This is a genomic window from Microbulbifer maximicatervae (SeqCode), from assembly GCF_056231245.1.
Genome location: NZ_CP174334.1, coordinates 2,544,694 through 2,564,426 on the forward strand (window position 1 = coordinate 2,544,694; position 19,733 = coordinate 2,564,426).

The window sequence follows — 19,733 nt, forward strand, 5'->3', positions numbered from 1 at the left end:
AGCTTTAGGCATTCAGGCTTTGGCTGTCCTGCGGGTCCAAAATAACCGGATCTGGAGAGAGGAAGCGGCCGAGCTGGTAATCATACACCCTGCCGCGCATATGAATCAGCTTTTGGTCGTTCAGGTGGCGGTGGCCAGTGAAACCCTGATCGGTGGTGTTAGAGCTATCCAGATTGTCCTGGCCCTGGAAGTCCCGACTTTGGCCGAAGGGATCGCAGCTGCGGAACTGCCGTACAAAATCACTATCACCGGGTTGCAGGTTGGCATCGACAATGGTGGTGATACTACCGAGGCGGTCTTGCAGTAGGATGCTCTGCTCGGTGGTTGAGTTTTCACGGGTAATTACCAGGTAGCCACCGTGGGTGGTGCGCTCTTTGGTAGAGCTGCTGGTAGTGATCTCTTCGTAATTGCCGATGTAGAGGGTGGTGGTAACGTTGCTTCCTTCTGTCTCCACTTTTTTATAGGCATCGATACCGGTGCCGTAGAAATACTCGGTGACGATACCATTGCGTTCGATACGATTGGCTTGGTTGTAGTTATCGTATCCCACACTGAGGCCATCAATACCGGTAATCAGGTTACCGGCATTGCCGCCGGCACTTCTAGCGCTGTTGCCGTAGCTCACGCTGGTGGCGTAGTCGCTTTTTGAAGTGAGATTACCGACGGCGTCGTAGGCGTAACTTACGCTGCGGTCGTACTGGGGGTAGTCACTGGAGGTGACAGTCTGGCTTTCCAGGCGGTGCAGCGTGTCGTAGCTGTAGGCGTAATCCAAGCCGTTGTGCTGGTGGGCTTCACCGGTAACGCTGCCCCAGGCGTTGTGGCGGTAGTCGATGGATTGGATCTGGTCCGATTGCAGGCAATTGACACCGCCGGCACAGATGCCGTCGATAATATCGCTGCCGGCATAGCGGCTGATCTTTTGCTCAATACCGCCCATAAACTGTTGGATAACCGGAGCACCGCTGACGGTGGTATCGGTGAGCGTCCAGGTGGTGACCCAGCTTTGATCCGCTTGGTAGTGCTGGTGCTGGTAGGCGTGGCCACGGCTGTTATAGCGGCTGCGGAAGATTTCCCCATCGGCGGCACGGGTGACGGTGGGCCGGTGGTAAGTGGTATCCCAAGCGGTTTTTTCCAGGAAGGCCTTGGCTTCGTCAATCACCGTGTAAGTAGCCGTCGGATGATAAGTGCCCGACTGGTATTCAAACAGGCGAATGTATTCTTCGTTGCGGGCTTCGGTGGTTAAGAGCCCGTAGTGGCCATTCTGGTCGTATAACCTGGCAATGGTATCGCCATTGTTGACCGTACCGGTGACCCGGCCGAGTTTATCGTAGAAGGTGTCGGTGATGCGGTTATTGGCATCGGTGCTGACAATACGCTCGCCGAAGGTGTTGTATTCAAAACTGCTGCGGCCGCTATTGAGACATTAATAATTTTTATTTTTTTAACGCTGTTTTTTAAATCAGAGAAGGTTCCAATTTAAGCTGCAATTTTTAATAGGAAATTGAGATTTTTATGGATGAAAGGCCGTAAAAATATAGGCACGAAAATGATCTTATTGGATTTTATTCAGTTTGTTTTAGTGTCAAAGCTGCGTAAAATTGATAGATATTTATCGATATTTTGGCCGTAATTGAGCATGCCTGAATAGGCTCGCAACCAAAAGATCAAGAAACCCAAGAGTTTTAAAACCCATCTCTCAAAGGAGAACGGTAGCGTGACGTAAGTGTAAGTAAAAGGCGCTGACCCAAGGTGCGCCAACACCCGGGGCCAGCTAACCAAATTGATAAGCAAACTATCAAAGTGGCTCAGTGGATAATACGCTAGAAACCCGCTCGTCTTCAATAAAGTGGAGTAGATTCAGAGGCTTGAAGAGGTTCTTCAAGCTCTGTCAGCGTTGCGTCCGTCTTTTCTACTTTTACGCCTACCGTTCTCGTGCACCGCCTCTCATTTCCATCACACATTACTTACTAAGCATTCCCATCGCGGAAAATTCGTACATAGTTTTAGTCTCTGTAGGAAATGAATATGTTGATTTTAAAGCGTAAGACTGGCGAGAACTTGAGAATTGGAACCAATATCTCAGTTACAGTGTTGGAGGTTAAAGGCAATCAAGTGAAGGTTGGGATCAAAGCTCCCAAATCCCTTTCCGTTTACCGCGAAGAGATTTATGTGCGTATAAAAAGGAGCGGGAAGTGAGAAACTGAACATGCCGAAAGGGCTGCCCTTTCGGCTGGATCACTATTTAGGGCTAGTGGACGGGAGTGGTCGACATCTAGACCCCAGAAAACGAGGTTATATTGCTGAGAGTACGCCACCCACCCTCAAACAACTAGGTATCTCACCAATACACTGGCAATACCTCAACAGAAACTTTGAAAGTCGCTTTAAAGGATTGGTGGGATCAATGGAGACAGTACAACAAGCCTGTATACAGCTCAATAAACGTTGGGTGCACGGTATAGGCGACTGTCGGCGCCTCCTTTCTGCAGCATCCTGCTAGTTACCACTCAACCTATCGATACTTCTCTTCCCGGCTTGTATCCAAACCACGATTTTTCAACCCCAAGTACATTTTCTCAGTCTTTCACTGCACCTTAACACTAAATCAGAAAGAAATAGTCGCTAGAGCTGGTTCTAATAACACAGCTCGTGCCTCTCTCTAATATTTGGGCGTCTAGAATTCTTTGCATTACCAATTTTACTTATTATCCGGAATCAAGGATTTACCATTCACAGAGACCAGTTTTTACTATTTCATTCGCTATTAACTTGGTCTTTTCAATATAGCTGCTCTTACGATCATTCACACTTTTAAAAAACACAGCAATATTAGTTGATTTTGTGAGAGGAAAACCGCAGATCAATTTGTCCACTTCCCCTAATACTTCTTCACATCCAACTGAATCATCACTATCACTCACTTTCGGTAAAATCCATATATCCTCAATGTCATCTACTTTTTCACCATCTTTCATCATAGGAGGGAAAATACTTATATAAAAATCCACTCCTTCTATAGGAGGCTTAACGCCATGAATAGATCTTATGTGTTTTTTTATTTGCGACGCATTCAATTTAATGACTATTGAATTCATTGCATCCACCTCATTAAACAACTGTACAGTTGTGCAACTATCATTCGCTAGCGATGAACATGCAGACATTAAAGTAACCACACAGATGAAAATCAAGATAAAATTAGTACGATTTTGCATTATTAATTACTCCACTCCCCTACGCCTATCCTTGTCAAACCACATAAACCAATCAGCCATCTTCTCAGAATTTAACCCTACTGGAGTATCATGCTTCAAATACTGGTTATATGGTAAATATCTTCCATATGCTTGAGCTTTCGCCCCATTACTTATAAATCCTCTGACCGACCCCGATATTCCCAAAAAGTTGACCGTATTTATATTCGTCCAGGCATGAGTAAGCTCATGATTAAATAAGTCAATATAGGCGCCACCATCGCAAGTAGTTAAATCTGCACAGTGCGACAAGACCTTAGGGTAATTCATCTGTCTATACGGAGTAAAACCACCGCAGGTCATACCGGTATTCCCAGCACACTCCATATCTAGGCTAAAGTCTATAGTTATGCTATCTAACTCAGAGTCTAATAAATCTGGATGGAGACGAATTGCAACTTCTCTTTCTCCTGCAGACAACCCACGTTTGGTTACTCGACCCTTTTGTGCAAATTCTTCATACCATAATTAGCAGCGCAACTGAGCAGACAAGGCTCAACAGTGAAACCACTGGATAAGCTTTTGCAAGTTTTGGTAAGCTGGAATTCGCAGTAGCTTCAGAATTTAACAAAGATTCGCATGCCCTATCAACATCACCAATGGCACAAACTTTACGGTATACGATCAAAGTCAGCACAAGTACCAGTAAACCGACAATTGTCAAAATCACCTCTCTTTGGGTATTAATCGCATCGATAGAGAAATAGATGCTCAGCAATGCATATACCACAAAGAAACATGACACAAAATTCAAAGTTATCAACACTGCCACTTGAACTGAAGCGGATACTTTTGCTACAAAAATATCTTTCTCACGTTTTTTCTCAGAAAACAATATCTGCCAGAAAACTAATAAAAATAGCTTATAAATAACTTTCATGATCTATGGATTATTTGGATCGGAATGATATTCAGCATTTGTATACAGCCCTGCAGCTCCAACAGCCAATCCAGCTGGCCCTTTAAACATTAATGCTCCCATTAACATATCAACTCCAGATTTTCGTGCTCCACGATAATTTCCGCTCGTAAACTGAATGCTATAGTCAGTTGCACTGACTACATATCCAACACCACCTAAAACGTTGCCACCAATTTTCAGCGCTCTAGCAGCCCGTATCTTATCAGCATAATTATACATACCTATGTATTCATATTTTATGGGGGTTATTGGAAGCCTACTCGACCCTGCCAGAAAAGTTTTTTCTCCAACAAGTAAGAGGCCCGCAGCGGAAAATAGAGTTGACCCAACAGTAAGTGGATCCTCATGAGGTTGCGGATAAGTGGGGTTATTCACATTGGGAGTAGAACTTACAGGCGATCCTGCGCAAGCCATGGGCACCGCACATCCATCCTTTTGTGCAAAGACATCACCCCGAGGCCAGTCGTACCTTAACTTTCCATTTTCCCTAGCACAATCAACGAGTTAACAACCATTTTTCCCGACGCCATCGGCTCTTCACCCTTTTTTTGCCCCGACGCGGGTTTTACCTTAGCCGGATGTTTTTCCAGAGGCAACGGTCCCTTCTGTTTGGCGCAGGCGCGCCAGCGCCTGGCCGCCGACAGGCGGTTAAAGCGGAGGGGCGTTTGCCCCTCTTGGTGCTTCGTTAGAACGGTGGTGCCGCTTCTTCGATGGCTTCGATCAGGTGCCGGCATTCCTGTTGCAGCAGCTTCACGTAGTACTGCCATTCGGTATCAAGCCGCTCCCAGGCTTCGATAACGCTCCAGCCTTGCGGCAGGTATTCCATGCGCTCCAGTACGAACGCAGCGGCGATCTGTTCGCCGGTGCTGGCTCCGGTGGTGCCGGTTTTAAGCAGGTTGTTGGCGGTGTTGAGGATTTTTTCGTTTTTCGGCAGTCAAGGGATTCGCTTTACGAACCCACCCGTACACTAGGAGGCCTCTATGGTTTATGAGCTTATGCAAGTCATGCAGGATCAGGACATCAGGCAAGCCTTCGGGAAACGACTCAAGGAACTGCGCAAACAGAAGGGTTGGACCCAGAAGGGACTGGCCAACAAACTGGATATCCGCTACTCCCACCTCAACAAGTACGAGAGCGGTATGCATGCACCGCCGCTGGAGAAGCTGATCCAGCTGGCGGACATTTTTGAGGTGTCACTGGACTATCTGGTGATGGGCCAGCCGATGGAGGAAAGCCCCATCCGCAACGAAGTGCTATTTAAGCGCTTCAAGCTACTGGAGACTTTTGATGAACAAGACAAGGACACGGTGATTCGGGTGATTGATGCGATTATCGCTCAGCGTCAGGTCGAACATGCTATGCGGCCATTGGAGCGCTAACTGCTGATAGTTAGCGCTTTTTCTTGAGGGCTTACTCTATTCAGTTTCTTGAAACTGAAACATGTACTAGCTCCTAGCTTGGAATTTCCTGTAAGAATTCTGAAAACTAAAAATAAACATCACTACTGTAATCCCAATATATTCCGCTGCAAAACTTGGCTCAAAGTCAAACCAAAACAAACCAGCAATCAAAATTGATATGCATAAGAGCTGAGAGATGTAGAATACAAATAAAAATTCCTCAGCAACCCTACCCCATAAAGAGATATTCTTTGAAAGAAAAAAATATACACCAAATATAAAACTTACTCCGAAAATAAAAACTGAAGTTCCGGCTATAAAATGTGCAATCCCACTAATCTGTTCCGGACTAGCCATCGGACCAGAAAGAAAAACCTTACCGAAACTTAAAGCTAAGGGGACACATAAATATATAAATGCCCCACCTAAAACAGCGGATATAAATGATAATCTCGCTTTAAAAATAACTTTAATAAACGACATCATTAATTGGATATCCATTACTGTTTGGAATGAAATTTGACACTCGGGACATAGATATAGTCTCTGGCGAGGAGGTATAAAGTACTGAGGATCCAGCCATAACTCTATAGCTTCGAGTGACTTCTAAGGTCATTGTTCTAGTATTTGATAAACCGTGAAAATCAATCGCTCTTACTCCACCCATTAACCCAAAATATACTGTGCCATGCCAATCTGAAACACTGGCAGTATAAGTCGTAGTTTGAACCTGAACGGTTAAGTTCTCCCCGGTGGCCCCCCAAAAGCCGGTTCCAGCAAGAGATGATGACGCTGCGCCAATTCCAAGTAGCTGCGAAGCCCTTGCCACAAATAGCCCTTTAAATGCTCCCCATACAGAGGTCTCTGCCATACCAGGGCTACCCCATTCGGAGGTGGTGGCAGTCAAAGAGTTTGGATCAACATAAACTGGATTACCTGGCCCCCCAGGATAGGTTGCCGAGCGATACGGGGCGACAGGACTTATCCCCTTTTGTGCACTTACCTCTCCATTATTAAGCACTGGCTCACCGCTCATATGGAAAGAAGGAATACCATTCACAGAAGACTCATTAGCCAAATCTAAATTAATTGAGTTCAAAATCTTCTTTAATGCCGAGTCTATCGACTCAGCATATATACTATACCGTGTTCCACCTATAGTAGCATCCCCCATATGTACTGGCCCCCACGAAACGAAAAGGGTTAATGTGGGAAGCCTATGCCCCGTAACGTTAACCTCCTCCATATCAGACTCTGGCCCACGTCCACCATCCGGTGTCGACCCTTCATCAATGGGATGCACGGTCTTCTTCGAGTCCACTTCATCCCCCTCATACCCACTAGGATCCGTAAAACTCAGAGGATTATTAAATACATAGCTATATCGGTTCCAATTCTGACTGAAGGTTGGCGCCTGCACAATCGGGTCTGGACTGAGAAAGCGGCCTAGTGTGGGATCGTAAATTCTCCCATTCATATGGATCAGGCCAGTTCTATCTAGCTGTTCGTGGCCAGTATAACCGCGGTTGGTGGTGACATGTTGCACTGCTAACAAATCAGACATCAGCAGTGAGCTTAGGTCTGCACTCCAGTCCTCCTGACGGCGGCTGCCGTCTGGGTTAAAGGCGGTACTTAAGATTTCAGTACCTGTGTTATCGGTGATTTTCTCGATGGAACCGAGGTGGTCTCGGTGTAAGTATTGGTATTCGCTGGTGATGCCTGAGGGATCTGAAATCGCTGCGGGATCTGTGATTGCAATATGCTGGACGGAATCACTCAGGTTGGTGCGCTGCACTCGCCAGATTGCTGAATCGTGCTCAGGCCAAACCACTTCAAAACTGCCAATAATAAAGACCTTTTCTGTTTTGAGCTGGCCATTCTCCATCCAACTACTTTCGCGATAGTAGCGCTGGCCATCCGGCCCATATTTAAAGTGGTCTTTCGCAGTAGGTGTACTATCACTTTGACTGCTACCCACCACAATTTCTGTGGGCAGTTGCCGGGCGTTCCAGCTGATCCATTTGTCATCGCCAGTGGCGGCATCGTAGTGCTCAATGGCGCCATTAGCGTCGTAATGCAAATTGTGGGAGAGACCGTCGATAGTGACATTGCTCACGGCATTGGGGCCGGCATTGCCAAACTCGCCGTACTGATACCCGGTGACCTGGGTATCGCTATTCACGCTGGAGGTTTTGGAGAGGATATTGCCCAGCTTGTCGTACTGAGTACTTAACACACGGTCACCACCTGTAACCATGGAGGCGTTGCGCAGGCGATTGAGGCCGTCGTAGCTAAAGTCTTCCTGCTTTTGTAATACGCTGGCACTGTTATAAGTGAGACGACTTTCGAGAGTGCCATTGGAGCGCCAGCGATATTCATTGTTTTGTATCTGCCCGCTGTCGGTGTTGATACTTTCCAGGCGTCCGGTATCAGCATTGTAGGTGCGGTTGGTAATCAAGCCATTGCCGTAGGTTTCCTGTTCTACCTGTCCCCAGGCATTAAGGTTATCAAATGTCTGAAGGGAGTTATTGCCAGCAGCATCGCTGCTTAGGCTTTGCATAAACCCACGGTTATTGTATTGATAGTGCGCTTCCAAGCCATTGGGATAAACGGTCTTATTAATACGACCGTAGCTATCGTAGCTATAAATGTGTTGATAGCTAGGATTATTCCCATTAATGATTAAATGAGTGTTGATATTATTCAGCTTGCTATCTGCTCGGTATTTATACTCCTCAAGAAATACCTGAGTGCCATTTTCTGTGTAACTGCGGCTCGCCAAAGCCCCCTTTGCATTGGCGGCGTCATATTCCCATTGAGCCAGACCCTCTTCGTCCTCCTGCTCCAGCAGGCGACCCATTTGGTCGTATAGATAGGTAATGCTCTGGTTTTTGTTGTCGGTTTGGCGGTCCAATTCGCCAAAGGCGTTATAATTACTGGTCACTGTACCTAGGTTCGGGTCATTCAGGCTGGTGCGGAAGCCGGCGTAATCAAACACAAAACTGGATTCAATATTACGTCCGCTTCCGGTAACGATAACCGTTTTTGGCAGGCCCGTGGCGTAGTAAGTGTAGTCGGTAGCTACCGCTTCACCGGTAGCGTCATCTACCGTGCGAGCCAGGCTGCCAGTAGAGTCATAGTAACTCTCCTTCACTTGATATGTGGTTCCACTGCCTCCCATAACAGACTCGGTGACACTGACCTTGACCTGTTTGCCGCTACCTCCATGATTCACTGCGTAGTCGATGTCAACCGTGCTGCCATCTGCTTTTTCAATAAAATTGAGGCGGTTACGCAAATCGTAATCATAACTGGCGATAGGTTTGTAACCGTCTATCGCTACAGCTCCCTGAGCAAAGAAAGGTGCAGTTTCCAAGGCAAGGCGGCCTTGCAGGTCATACTTAAACTCTCGACGGGATACATTGCTACCTGAGAACGCTTGAATATCCTGCTGCACCAGACGGCCCAGTTGATCGTAATAGTATTCTGAGGTGGGAGTAATATCTGAGTCGGTCTGCACCCAGAAAGGAACCTCTATGCCACCAACTGTGGGGCAGATACCGTGGCAGAAATTGTACTGGCTGGTAAACACGACGTTGTCGGCGTTGGTACGCTCTACTTCGCGACCAAAGGGATCGTATTGGATGCTGCTGGATTGGCTGTTTGCATCCGTTATCTGGGTAACACTGCCGAAGCGGGTGTCATAGCCCAAAGTCATTGAGTGATTCAGACTATTACTTAGACTGGTGGGGTAGCGCCGATCTGCAAAGGCGCCCCCTACTGTGGCACTGCGGGTTTGGGTGCCTGCACCATTGATAGAGGCATCGATCTTACCTGTAGCGGTTTCACTTTTTATGTTGCCGTATGCATCGTAGTCATAGGTCACCACCATTTGGTACTGAGCATCGCCGGGGTATTGAGTTAGTGTCTGTACTCTGTTTGTGTTGGAATAAGGAACCATCGTGCTACTAGCTTCCTGGTCCGGCGTGCCAGTAACATCACCACTAAAGTAGCGTTGCTCCTGAACACTAGGAAAGCCTATCAACCATTGACCGCTGACACGATTGTCCAACAGGGTCGTCCTCTCTACACTGCGCTGAATATCGCTGTAACTTGTAGCTGGTAGAACCTCTCCCCAAACACTCTGGGTATCGCTGAATTGAGTACTTCCGACAATACGGGTGGTATTGGAAGTACCGTTGAGCAAATCACCAGCATCTCCAAAAGACAGTGTTTGTGGAAAACTATCAGTTAAGACATATCCCAGGTTTTCTCCCCCCTCCAGAAGCGCGTCCAGGCTCTGGGCAACATAGGGGAAATAAGTGGTGCTACTTCCCGCTTCAAGTTCAAGCGTGTCGTAGCTGAATCGCTGATTAGTCAGCAGTTCACCAAATTGATAGTTATTGTGGTATTGGATCTGCCGCGCTACCTTTCCAAAGTATGGAAAATCTTTGCGGAACTGGCGGTAGGTGACGATATTGGCTTCGGTATCGTAAATACGCTGGGCGGTATAGCCGAGGAAACCCCAGTGTTTGTCACTAGTCAGTCCCACGCCTTGATATGCATATTCGGTAGTATGCCACCCTTGAGTGTAACCATTGGAGCGCTGTAACTTGGTAACAACAGTTCGATAGTCCCCATTGACAGCCAGCTCTTGACTGGCATCTGGAATCGAGCCAACAGATCCAAACAGGGTAGCCCCCTCATCAAAGCGACCTATCTCCTCTTCTCCAGAATTATCGGAGATTCGCTCCAGAATAAATTTTGTCTGTGCCCCCAGACCATTAGTTATTGTTTCGATCCCAGTTTCAAAATCGTCGGGATTAGAGGAGTTGGTAAATTTCCAACTAAATTCTAGTGGGGGCAGGCATTGACGCCCACTGCCATTTTCTCCATAACCACACATCTGTACCTGTTTTAGGCGGCGATAGTGATCTTGGTTAGGATCAGCAGGTTCTTCTTCGGATATCAGCTTATATTCCCTATGCAAAGCACCATCAAGACTGACACGAATATGATGCAGCAGAACCAGCTGCTCTTGCTGGATATCTTCTAAGGGTACTGGCGGGGCATCTGTACGGGTGCCGTACTGAAATTCAATTTTTGCATCACCCTGATTACCATAAGTAATTTCTAGGGGGTAATTGATCCCCTCAACAATATCCCGGTGGTACTTGTACTCCATGGTATTGCCAAAAGCATCGGTGACTTTATTCAGGCTCCAGGCGAAATGCGGGGACTCCTCAGCTTTTAAACGGCTATCTGCTGTAGATCCGTATTCATTCACTGAGCCATTGGGGGTCCTCACTTTAAACCAGGGCTTGCCGTCACTGTCTTCCTGCAACTCAATTAGCCGGAAGCTATCACGGAGAGATCGATACTGTGCGCCTTCTTCCCAGTGCGTACCAGACACAAGCACCAACGGTTCGCCATCCAGACAAAGGGAATCATTTTCATCTAGCTTAACTCTGTCAGTTTTCGGGCGATTCACCACACAGCGGCGGATACTACTCAATCCACTCAATCGCCAGCCATATCCCAAAATATCTTCAGGAAGTGATTCATTCATACGCTTCTGGAAGCGGGCACTGGTGTAATACAAGGAAATATTAGGCTGCAACCCATTAACCCCAGGAGCAGCTTGCAGGGGTACATTGATAATTGCATTCCCAGATGCACTAACGTCAGCATTGTAAGGTAGCGTTCCAGGGGAATCTGCGACCTCAGTGCTCACCGCTGGGGCCTCATCAGTATTGGCCAAGCTGTGTACTTTAATCCAGGGACTTAGAACTGACGCACATTCAAAGTCATTACAAGCATTTAGCCTATATTGATAAGTGCCCGGCTCACTGCCGCCATCAAAATAACTAGTACCGGTCGTGCTTGCGACCTTGGTTTGCCAGTTATTTCCATCACCTTTACGGAGGCGTTCCAGTTGGTAGCTACTGGCCCCAACATCTTTCCATGTAATAACTTGATCAAGCTTAAAGAACTGTGTTTTTAAGTCATCACTAAATTCAGGTTCTGGTGGTGTAGGAGGATAAAGTTCCTTGATGTTTGACCATGGGCCGCAATCATTGGATTGATTACATGCGCGTACACGGAATTTATAAACAACCGCTTCAATATCTTGACCGGTTGTCGATTTGTTAATAGTTGCAGTAGTTGTTTTACCAAGATTACTATCGAAAACATTACTGTAACCACTGCCATCTACACTCCACTCCAAATCATAGCTATCTACTGGGTCGGAAGGATCTGGATCACTGACAGACTGCCACTTTAACTGGAAGCTTGTCCCGGTCAATGTGCTACCACCAGGCTCAAGCCAGTCACTGACTTTCTCAGGATAATGTTTTACATCAAGTGTAGGGGAGTCGCTCCAACCACTGTACTGATAGTAGCTGCCGATCTTTACATAGGCGCGCACTCTGTATTCATAAGCTCCACTGGGCATAGTACCTGTTGAAGTAGGCAATGAACGCGTACGAGTGTTTTTTCCTACTTTTGGACAGCTACTACTTGACTGCCAGCTTCCATTAGTTTTTTGACACCATTGATAACCGGAGACCAAAGGCCCCTCACTTGAAGCGCTCCAATTTATAGTGAACTTCCCATTAGTATCCGTGCTACCGCTTTCAATAGTGCTAGATACATATCCAATGCTCCCCGGGGCATTCGGTTTAAATGCAACATTGATGACATCCTCCCCATGGTCAGTCTCATAGGGATTACTCCACCCCCCACACGAGAATGGAAAAGTATCTCGAATGACATTACACCGGGAAACGGTTGCGACAAGCTCATATGTATATTGCGCTGAAGTACTCACCGTAACAGAGATACTTCCACTTGTATCATCAACACTAAGCCCGCTAAAAGTACGATTGACCGTACCATTTTTAAGCTCGACCATTTTTAGAGATGATAAGTGGTAGTCTCTAGATGAACCATAACTATGTGAATAGGAAACTGTGTACTTCCCAGAATTACTAGTCGATGGAACATCAACAGCCGCTAGGGTTCTTCCACATATAAACCCAAGCAATACAAATAACAGCACTTTAAAGGAACGCATATGATTATCATCGGTCACTAAAAAAAGCGAGATTATCAGAGTGATTTATTAAAATAAAACAAAGACAAAACAAAAATGCAGCATTCGTGACAAATAGAACTATTTTCAGAAAATATAGATTCAAGTATATTTTTAAGCCTGTTAACAAGTACAATTGTTCCGATTAGCATAAATTGAATTTGAGAACGGAGCACCACCTAAACAACATACACTCTCGCATAATTCATACTCGATTACGCGTTAGCGCTACAACATTATGATTCTCCCCATTCAAGATCACAGTAACTGATTAGTCCGCCCCAAAACAACAAGCCTTGAAGATTTAATCAGCCATCCCCCCCTATCCAATAGATTCTTTGAAATAAAAATTACGAAATCCCTAGCCTCTTGATAAGCTATAAAACTGGAGAGGAGTGATAAAGTGATACTCACAGCCAACTACAGTCAGTCGAAGTGCTAAAACTCATATCCATATAATCTGACGATGAAAGACACTCCAGATAGATTGTCTTCTTGGTATACCACTCTCCTTAAAAAGAAAACTCTTCTATTGACTTCTTTTTGACTCCCTCAACAATTATCGATTCAGGCCACCTTTTCGAAAATTATTTTTCAGTCTCACTCTGCCCCTCGTAATCAGATGCAAATTCTACAATCGTGTCAGCAGGCCCATACATTGCTGCTACCATTAGCCAGTAGCTCACTGGCCTCAAAATTAATCTTTTTTACCCATAATATTCATATAGATTCAGTGCACTGCCCATTTCTCCATTTTCCGTTTTGCTCATCGTTACCAAATCTATTTCATACCCTTCAGATAAACCACCATTTACAAAACACAAGAGAAGTAAAAGAAAAACTAGATAGAACTTCACTCAGAAAATTCTCCATACTTTTCGATCTTCGGGTGCCCAGTATCCATTTAGAGGCAATCCCACCAATACCTGATTTATTACTCCACCACCTCGTCCATATATAAGTAATTGTTCGTTCTCTTAAATCAACAGAGGCAACTTAACTAGCCGTCACGCAACACCGCTTATCATCGGCATTTCTGAAAGTTAACCCCACTACCTTTTCTTTAATAGGCTTGCGTTCCACCCCTCCCTCTTATGCAAAATTGACAGAATCAGTCGCCGTCAGTGGGAGAACACATGTGCCGCAGATTCCTTCAATACCTTAACTGCCAAACATGGCGGAATTAGATTCCAAAACAGACACCCCATTGACTCTATGATGCTAGAAAACAACTCATAGCCCACATCCCCCCCTGCAAGCCCCTCTATCTGATCTAATGTAAACACATCCCCTCCCCGATCGTGTGAGCTACACCCATGAGAGATGTCGCCGTTGTTGCCTATTGCCGAACTGCCATTGCCAAAGCCAGGCGGGGTGCGCTGAATGAAACTCACGGTATTTCTATGGCTGCCCATGTCCTGAGGGAGGTGGTTTATAAGGCGGGTTTAACGCCACAGGAAGTGGAAGACGTTGTGCTGGGGTGCGGCTTACCCGAGGGAGCTACCGGGCACAATGTCGCGCGCAACGCGGCACTATTTGCCGGCTTTGGGTCTCAAGTGCCGGGTTTTACTATAAATCGCTACTGCGGCTCTGGCCTTAACGCGGCTTCTATTGTGGCCAATCGTATTGCCGCAGGCGAAATGCAAATTGGGGTGGCCGGTGGCGTCGAGAGTATCAGCCTGGTGCAGTTCAACTTGAACCTGAACCATTTTGTCTATGAGCCCCTACAAAAGAAAGTGCCGGCAGTTTGGTGGACCATGATCCAAACGGCCGACTATGTCGCCGATCAATACAACATCAGTCGCGAAGATCAGGATCGCTATGTGGTTGAGTCACAAAAGCGTGTTGCTGAAGCTCAAAAGGCCGGAAAGTTTGCCGAGGAAATCACGCCGTTTGATACGGTAATGGCAGTGAAAGATAAGGAGAGTGGCGAAACCAATCGCCTGAAAGTCACCTTGTCAGAAGATGAAGGCCCCCGCCCCGGCACAACCATGGAAGCCCTGTCTGCGCTGGAGCCCGTAAACACAGGGGGGACGATAACTCCGGGCAATGCATCCCAGCTGTCCGATGGGGCCGCAGCGGTCGTCATGATGGATGCTGAGCTGGCAGCGCAGAGAAACCTGCCTATTCTGGGGCTGTTTCGCGGTATGCAGCTGGGAGCGGTAGCGCCAAAAGAGATGAGTATTGCGGTAGCGCCAGCGGTCAGTCGCCTTATGAAGCGCCACCAACTCACCCAGGATATGATTGACCTTTGGGAGCTACATGAGGCTTTTGCCGTAACCACCCTATACAACCAAGCTGAACTCAAAACCCCTTGGGACAGTACCAACGTTAATGGCGGAGCTATTGCGCTCGGCCACCCCTACGGTATGTCGGGCATCCGCTACCTGGGTTCAACCCTGTTAGAGCTGGGCCGGCGCGACGCCCATCGGGCAATTATTGGTGTCTGCACTGCCGGCGGCATGGCGACGGCTGCTTACTTAGAGCGATAAGGAGTCGCCCCATGAACACCTGGAAGCCTATAGCTGCCCTAGTATTACTGCTACTGCTCCCCTTGGCGGGTTATCTACAGGAAAATATGCAGGGGGTAAAATTTGACACACTGGTAGAATCGACCAAGGATTGGGCCGGAGATACCCTACCCCAATATCCAGAGGGGCAGCCAGAGCTCTCTGTGGTGCGTGTGACAATCGAGCCCGGCGCACGGCTACCAGTGCACAAACACCCCGTACCTAATAGCGTCTATGTTGCCGAAGGCACTTTAAAAGTTACCCTCGTTGAGCAGGATAAAAGCCTAACTTTGGATGAGGGGAAAGCCTACGTTGAAGTCACCGATATGTGGCATTTTGGGCGCAATGAAGGCGACAAGCCGGCGACACTTATCATTTTTTACGCTGGTGCTAAGGGAATTCCGACAACGGTCTTTCAAAAAGATAATTAGGAAGCACCCTACTCTAATAACTTGCCAATGAATTGGCAGCTAACTGACGCGCAGCAGGGCCTCTCTAAGATAGCCAGGTAATGGGGTCTTTAGCTTTTCAGGGGATGACAGGGTGACATAGGTAATATTGGCGGTGAACGCTAGTATCCCATTATCCAAAAAGCCTTTCGTTTGAAACGTAAAAGAGTGATTACCAATATCCACAACAGAAACATGGATACTTAATTCTTGATCCCAGGTTACAGGGGATAGAAATTCCAGGTTAAAAGCTCTTACAGGTGTAAGAAAACCCAGTTGTTTCATTCTGGCGATAGCAGGCCCTTCAAGCAGAACAGCCATTGCATCATGGGTTGCCTCAAGTGCAAACGATGAGAACCTTGGGGTGTATACGATTCCCTCGGGATCACAATCCCCGAACAGTACTTTTCGTTTGACTGTTATCATCGTATCAACCCGTTATTTCTTATCTGGGCTGGAATTATATGTGAAGGTCCCCGCTCCATTCCTACCAAACCACCTACCCAAATCCATCATTGAGAGATCAAACCTCAAGGACCAAATATGGATAATACAGTTACTTCTGGTGGCACCAGGAAACGTACTGGCAAAATACTGGTCCCTACCCCAGGGCTTACATAGAGGTGTTTATCACCTTCAACAATATGCCCAATAGCAAAACGCTGCCCGTAACTTGAAGGTACTATGGGCCGCCCAATAAACGGCAAGTAGACCTGGCCCCCGTGAGTATGCCCGGCGATAGTTAATGACAGCTCCGCAGGCAGTTCGGGGAAAATATCCGGATTATGAGTGAAGGCCAATATCGTCTCACCTTCATCTATCCCCTGCATTGCTTTTTTAACATCGTGAGGCCCCTCCCAAAAATCACTGATTCCCACTAGTCGTAATTTACATTCGCTACTAACCAGACTTACTGACTTATCCTCAAGCACTGAAATTCCCTGGCTTTCAAGGGATTGCTCAACCCGCGCTGCATCAAGCCACCAATCATGATTTCCCAATACGGCAAACACCCCCATCGGGGCCTTGAGTTCTTTAAGAATTCCCGCTGCATCCTCCGGCCGAACGAATTTACCTCCAACAACCCCTTGAATAACAAAGTCACCGGGTAGGAGAATAAGGTCGGGTTGGCTTTTATTAACAGCCTCAACCAGGTTTTGTAAGCTCTTCCGCCCCTTGTAAGGGGAACCTACATGCAGGTCAGCAAGTATCGCGACCCTTAGCCCGTTACATTCCTTTGGCCAGGCATCTACGACAATATCATCTTCATTAATTCGGAAACTTGCAGGCTCAACGATAAATGCCCATACGGCCAACAACAAACCAATACAAAATAATACGATAAAAGTTATACGCCACTTACTCAAAACAAGGCCCAAAATTTACGACTAACACTCATTATTATTTGCCGGATGGCCATGACAGCTACAATCTGTCAGCTCCCGCATAATGTCACAGGCATTAATTGCCTGGCCACCCTCACATCGATTGCGTAAATCTACCAAGCTTTTTCGCAACTGCTTGAGCGATTCCAGTTGTTTTTCGACTCTTTGAATTTGATCATCAACCACGCTATCAATATCAGTGCAGCTTTGCGATGGAGCCTCTTTTAATCTCAACAGGTTGCGAATATCCTCGAGGGGGATATCCAGAGAACGACAGTGGCGAATAAAACGCAGTTGTTCCAGGTGAGACTCTGAATAGAGCCGGAAATTACCCTCTGAGCGAGCGGGCTCTGGCAGTAGCCCTGCCTGCTCGTAGTAACGAACCGTTTCCACTTTGCAGCCCACTCTCCTGGCAGCTTCACCAATTTTGTAAGCCATGCCACTCCCTCTTGACTCTATAGTTACTAGAGGGATTGTAATACTGGCTCACTGACTGATCTATCCGAGAGTGAATAATGGTCAAGCGCGATTCCAGCTGTGGCTGCAGCGAGGCAACCCAAGCCGCAACCATGACGCCGATTCAAAACACCAATAACAACAACGACAAAGGTGACCTGTCCCTGTTCTCCATCAGCAAGATGGACTGCCCCACTGAAGAAGGGTTGATACGCGCCAAGCTCTCTGGCATGCAGGGAATTTACCAGCTGGACTTTAACCTGGTGCAGCGAATCCTACAGGTGCGCCACGCGCCCGGTATGGAGAGCAAGATCCTCAACACTCTGACCCCTCTTGACCTGGACGCACGCCTGGCCACCGAAGATGACATCGATTCCGCGCCACCTACCACCCATGCAAACTGGTGGTTATTGGGCGCTGCCGGTTTGGCGGCAATTGCCTCCGAGGTCGTATTCTGGTTACAGGGGGGGAACAATTGGCTGGTAATGATACTGGCCCTGGCCGCTATCGCTGGCGGCGGACTCACGACCTACAAAAAGGGCTGGATTGCACTCAGCAATCGCAACCTGAATATGAACGCGCTGATGTCCATCGCGGTCACCGGCGCCCTGCTTATCGGTCATTGGCCCGAAGCGGCAATGGTGATGGTGTTATTCACCCTGGCAGAATTAATTGAAGCCAAATCCCTGGATCGTGCCCGCAATGCGATTCGGGAGTTGATGGACCTGGCCCCGGAAACCGCCACTGTACAGGGGCCAGATGGCGAGTGGGCTTCCATGTCAGCCAAGACTGTTCCGGTTGGCACAACCATTCGGGTGCGCCCCGGCGAACGTATCGCTCTTGATGGGGAGGTAATACGCGGCAATTCAGCAGTAAACCAGGCCCCAATTACCGGGGAGAGCCTTCCGGTAGACAAAGGCCCTGGAGATGAACTTTTCGCCGGCAGTATCAACGAATCCGGGGTACTCGAATACCAATCTACGGCAGCTGCCAACGATAATCTGCTCGCCCGAATCATTCATGCGGTGGAAGCCGCACAAGGTAGTCGCGCACCAACCCAGCGCTTTGTCGACCAATTCGCCCGCTGGTATACGCCCCTGGTATTTGCAGTGGCACTGGCTACTGCGGTAATACCGCCGCTGCTTTTTGCCGGCAGCTGGATGGAATGGATCTATCGCGCACTCGTGTTACTGGTAATCGCCTGCCCCTGCGCACTGGTGATCGCAACTCCTGTCACCATCGTAAGCGGCCTGGCATCGGCCACCCGCCACGGAATCCTTGTTAAAGGCGGGGCCTACCTTGAGCAAGGGCGCCACCTTCGCTGGTTGGCATTGGATAAAACTGGAACCATCACCCATGGCCTGCCAACCGTCACGGATTTTCAAGTGTTAGCGCCAATGCCCGCGGAAGAGGTACAAACCCTGGCGGCGAGCCTAGCCGAACGTTCCGATCATCCGGTATCCAGGGCCGTACTGGAGTTTGCTCAGATTCCCCACGAACGCCTACAAGAAGTGGATACTTTTGAAGCCCTGGCCGGGCGCGGCGTCAGGGGCAGAATTCAGGGGGATCAGTGCTACCTGGGTAACCACCGGCTTATTGAAGAATTGGGCATTTGCTCCGCCGAGCTGGAGCGCCAATTGGGAACCCTTGAGGAAGAAGGGAAAACTGTTGTGATGCTGACCCGGGAGAACTCCGTACTGGCGATATTTGCTGTCGCCGATACCGTGAAGGAATCGAGCCAACACGCCATTGAGAGCCTTCACAAGCTGGGCGTGAAAACACTGATGCTTTCCGGGGACAACCAGCACACTGCAGATGCGATTGCCAAACAAGTCGGCATCGATCGGGCTGAAGGCAACCTACTGCCGGAAGACAAGCTCAGAGAGGTGGAGGCTCTATCTGGAAAAGGCCAGGTTGGCATGGTTGGCGATGGCATTAACGATGCTCCCGCCTTGGCACGTGCTGATATTGGATTTGCGATGGGAGCAACGGGAACCGACACAGCGATAGAAACCGCTGATGTGGCCCTGATGGACGACAATCTGGGCAAGATCGCCACCTTTATCCAACTATCTCGTTCAACGGCCCACATTCTTTGGCAGAACATTATCTTGGCGCTGGGCATAAAAGCGGTCTTTCTAGTGCTTGCTTTTGCCGGAGAGGCAACCATGTGGATGGCTGTTTTTGCCGATATGGGTACCAGTTTGTTAGTCGTCTTTAATGGGCTCCGAGTGATGAGAAAATAATCAATCCTACTCAAG

General features: G+C 47.8%; 16 protein-coding genes. 5 read left to right on the plus strand and 11 right to left on the minus strand.

Annotation, left to right across the window (positions count from 1 at the left end; genetic code table 11):
- Positions 1 to 4: 4 nt before the first annotated feature.
- A complete protein-coding gene (locus ACJJIS_RS10980) occupies positions 5 to 1,159 on the minus strand; it encodes an RHS repeat-associated core domain-containing protein (protein WP_475710292.1) in 1,155 nt (384 codons plus the stop codon).
- 866 nt (positions 1,160 to 2,025) lie between these two features.
- On the opposite strand from ACJJIS_RS10980, the gene csrA reads away from it, so the two are divergent.
- Positions 2,026 to 2,196: a carbon storage regulator CsrA gene (csrA, locus tag ACJJIS_RS10985; protein ID WP_475710293.1), complete on the plus strand. Its 171-nt coding sequence runs from the start codon at positions 2,026 to 2,028 to the stop codon at positions 2,194 to 2,196.
- Positions 2,197 to 2,723: 527 nt separating this feature from the next.
- Here the strand turns inward: csrA and ACJJIS_RS10990 are convergent.
- The 5 genes from ACJJIS_RS10990 to ACJJIS_RS11010 all read right to left on the minus strand — a co-directional run bounded on the left by ACJJIS_RS10990 (position 2,724) and on the right by ACJJIS_RS11010 (position 5,002).
- Positions 2,724 to 3,215 carry a hypothetical protein gene (locus ACJJIS_RS10990; RefSeq protein ID WP_475710294.1) on the minus strand — a complete coding sequence of 164 codons (492 nt, stop codon included), beginning with the start codon at positions 3,213 to 3,215 and terminating at the stop codon, positions 2,724 to 2,726.
- 6 nt (positions 3,216 to 3,221) lie between these two features.
- Positions 3,222 to 3,674, minus strand: coding sequence for a hypothetical protein (locus ACJJIS_RS10995; RefSeq protein ID WP_475710295.1), 453 nt, complete (start codon positions 3,672 to 3,674; stop codon positions 3,222 to 3,224).
- A gap of 37 nt (positions 3,675 to 3,711) precedes the next feature.
- On the minus strand, positions 3,712 to 4,134 hold the full coding sequence (locus ACJJIS_RS11000) for a hypothetical protein (protein WP_444940135.1): 423 nt from the start codon (positions 4,132 to 4,134) through the stop codon (positions 3,712 to 3,714).
- 3 nt (positions 4,135 to 4,137) lie between these two features.
- Positions 4,138 to 4,395 (minus strand): hypothetical protein, encoded by a 258-nt coding sequence (locus ACJJIS_RS11005; RefSeq protein ID WP_475710296.1) that lies wholly within the window; start codon positions 4,393 to 4,395, stop codon positions 4,138 to 4,140.
- A gap of 466 nt (positions 4,396 to 4,861) precedes the next feature.
- On the minus strand, positions 4,862 to 5,002 hold the full coding sequence (locus ACJJIS_RS11010; protein WP_475710297.1) for a hypothetical protein: 141 nt from the start codon (positions 5,000 to 5,002) through the stop codon (positions 4,862 to 4,864).
- A gap of 154 nt (positions 5,003 to 5,156) precedes the next feature.
- On the opposite strand from ACJJIS_RS11010, the gene ACJJIS_RS11015 reads away from it, so the two are divergent.
- Positions 5,157 to 5,555 carry a helix-turn-helix domain-containing protein gene (locus ACJJIS_RS11015; protein WP_475710298.1) on the plus strand — a complete coding sequence of 133 codons (399 nt, stop codon included), beginning with the start codon at positions 5,157 to 5,159 and terminating at the stop codon, positions 5,553 to 5,555.
- A gap of 66 nt (positions 5,556 to 5,621) precedes the next feature.
- Here ACJJIS_RS11015 and ACJJIS_RS11020 read toward each other — a convergent pair whose 3' ends face one another.
- A complete protein-coding gene (locus ACJJIS_RS11020; protein WP_475710299.1) occupies positions 5,622 to 6,062 on the minus strand; it encodes a hypothetical protein in 441 nt (146 codons plus the stop codon).
- Positions 6,046 to 12,033, minus strand: coding sequence for an RHS repeat-associated core domain-containing protein (locus ACJJIS_RS11025; protein ID WP_475710300.1), 5,988 nt, complete (start codon positions 12,031 to 12,033; stop codon positions 6,046 to 6,048). The genes ACJJIS_RS11020 and ACJJIS_RS11025 overlap by 17 nt, the downstream gene beginning before the upstream one ends.
- Before the next feature lie 1,955 nt (positions 12,034 to 13,988).
- On the opposite strand from ACJJIS_RS11025, the gene ACJJIS_RS11030 reads away from it, so the two are divergent.
- Both ACJJIS_RS11030 and ACJJIS_RS11035 read left to right on the plus strand, forming a co-directional pair.
- The gene (locus ACJJIS_RS11030) at positions 13,989 to 15,164 is read left to right on the plus strand and encodes a thiolase family protein (RefSeq protein WP_475710301.1); all 1,176 of its coding nucleotides are present in this window, start codon (positions 13,989 to 13,991) and stop codon (positions 15,162 to 15,164) included.
- An 11-nt stretch (positions 15,165 to 15,175) separates the two neighbouring features.
- Positions 15,176 to 15,613 (plus strand): cupin domain-containing protein, encoded by a 438-nt coding sequence (locus ACJJIS_RS11035; RefSeq protein ID WP_475710302.1) that lies wholly within the window; start codon positions 15,176 to 15,178, stop codon positions 15,611 to 15,613.
- A gap of 39 nt (positions 15,614 to 15,652) precedes the next feature.
- Here the strand turns inward: ACJJIS_RS11035 and ACJJIS_RS11040 are convergent, their stop codons facing one another.
- The 3 genes from ACJJIS_RS11040 to cadR form a co-directional block, all read right to left on the minus strand.
- Entirely contained in the window at positions 15,653 to 16,057 is a 405-nt protein-coding gene (locus ACJJIS_RS11040; RefSeq protein ID WP_445354105.1) for an acyl-CoA thioesterase, read from the minus strand.
- A gap of 104 nt (positions 16,058 to 16,161) precedes the next feature.
- Positions 16,162 to 16,998 carry a metallophosphoesterase gene (locus tag ACJJIS_RS11045; RefSeq protein WP_445354104.1) on the minus strand — a complete coding sequence of 279 codons (837 nt, stop codon included), beginning with the start codon at positions 16,996 to 16,998 and terminating at the stop codon, positions 16,162 to 16,164.
- A gap of 21 nt (positions 16,999 to 17,019) precedes the next feature.
- Positions 17,020 to 17,454: a Cd(II)/Pb(II)-responsive transcriptional regulator gene (gene cadR, locus ACJJIS_RS11050; protein ID WP_444897465.1), complete on the minus strand. Its 435-nt coding sequence runs from the start codon at positions 17,452 to 17,454 to the stop codon at positions 17,020 to 17,022.
- 77 nt (positions 17,455 to 17,531) lie between these two features.
- Here cadR and ACJJIS_RS11055 point away from each other — a divergent pair, with 77 nt between their 5' ends.
- Positions 17,532 to 19,718, plus strand: a complete 2,187-nt coding sequence (locus ACJJIS_RS11055; protein ID WP_475710303.1) for a heavy metal translocating P-type ATPase — start codon at positions 17,532 to 17,534, stop codon at positions 19,716 to 19,718.
- The last annotated feature ends 15 nt before the right edge of the window (positions 19,719 to 19,733 follow it).

Coding starts and splice junctions, on each gene's coding strand:
- ACJJIS_RS11010 (WP_475710297.1), bottom strand. CDS start 5,002: ATGGAATACCTGCCGCAAGGCTGGAGCGTTATCGAAGCCTGGGAGCGG.
- ACJJIS_RS11030 (WP_475710301.1), top strand. CDS start 13,989: ATGAGAGATGTCGCCGTTGTTGCCTATTGCCGAACTGCCATTGCCAAA.
- ACJJIS_RS11015 (WP_475710298.1), top strand. CDS start 5,157: ATGGTTTATGAGCTTATGCAAGTCATGCAGGATCAGGACATCAGGCAA.
- ACJJIS_RS11035 (WP_475710302.1), top strand. CDS start 15,176: ATGAACACCTGGAAGCCTATAGCTGCCCTAGTATTACTGCTACTGCTC.
- ACJJIS_RS11055 (WP_475710303.1), top strand. CDS start 17,532: ATGGTCAAGCGCGATTCCAGCTGTGGCTGCAGCGAGGCAACCCAAGCC.
- ACJJIS_RS10990 (WP_475710294.1), bottom strand. CDS start 3,215: ATGCAAAATCGTACTAATTTTATCTTGATTTTCATCTGTGTGGTTACT.
- ACJJIS_RS11020 (WP_475710299.1), bottom strand. CDS start 6,062: ATGATGTCGTTTATTAAAGTTATTTTTAAAGCGAGATTATCATTTATA.
- ACJJIS_RS11040 (WP_445354105.1), bottom strand. CDS start 16,057: ATGATAACAGTCAAACGAAAAGTACTGTTCGGGGATTGTGATCCCGAG.
- ACJJIS_RS11000 (WP_444940135.1), bottom strand. CDS start 4,134: ATGAAAGTTATTTATAAGCTATTTTTATTAGTTTTCTGGCAGATATTG.
- csrA (WP_475710293.1), top strand. CDS start 2,026: ATGTTGATTTTAAAGCGTAAGACTGGCGAGAACTTGAGAATTGGAACC.
- ACJJIS_RS11005 (WP_475710296.1), bottom strand. CDS start 4,395: ATGTATAATTATGCTGATAAGATACGGGCTGCTAGAGCGCTGAAAATT.
- ACJJIS_RS11025 (WP_475710300.1), bottom strand. CDS start 12,033: ATGCCCAGTGGAGCTTATGAATACAGAGTGCGCGCCTATGTAAAGATC.
- cadR (WP_444897465.1), bottom strand. CDS start 17,454: ATGGCTTACAAAATTGGTGAAGCTGCCAGGAGAGTGGGCTGCAAAGTG.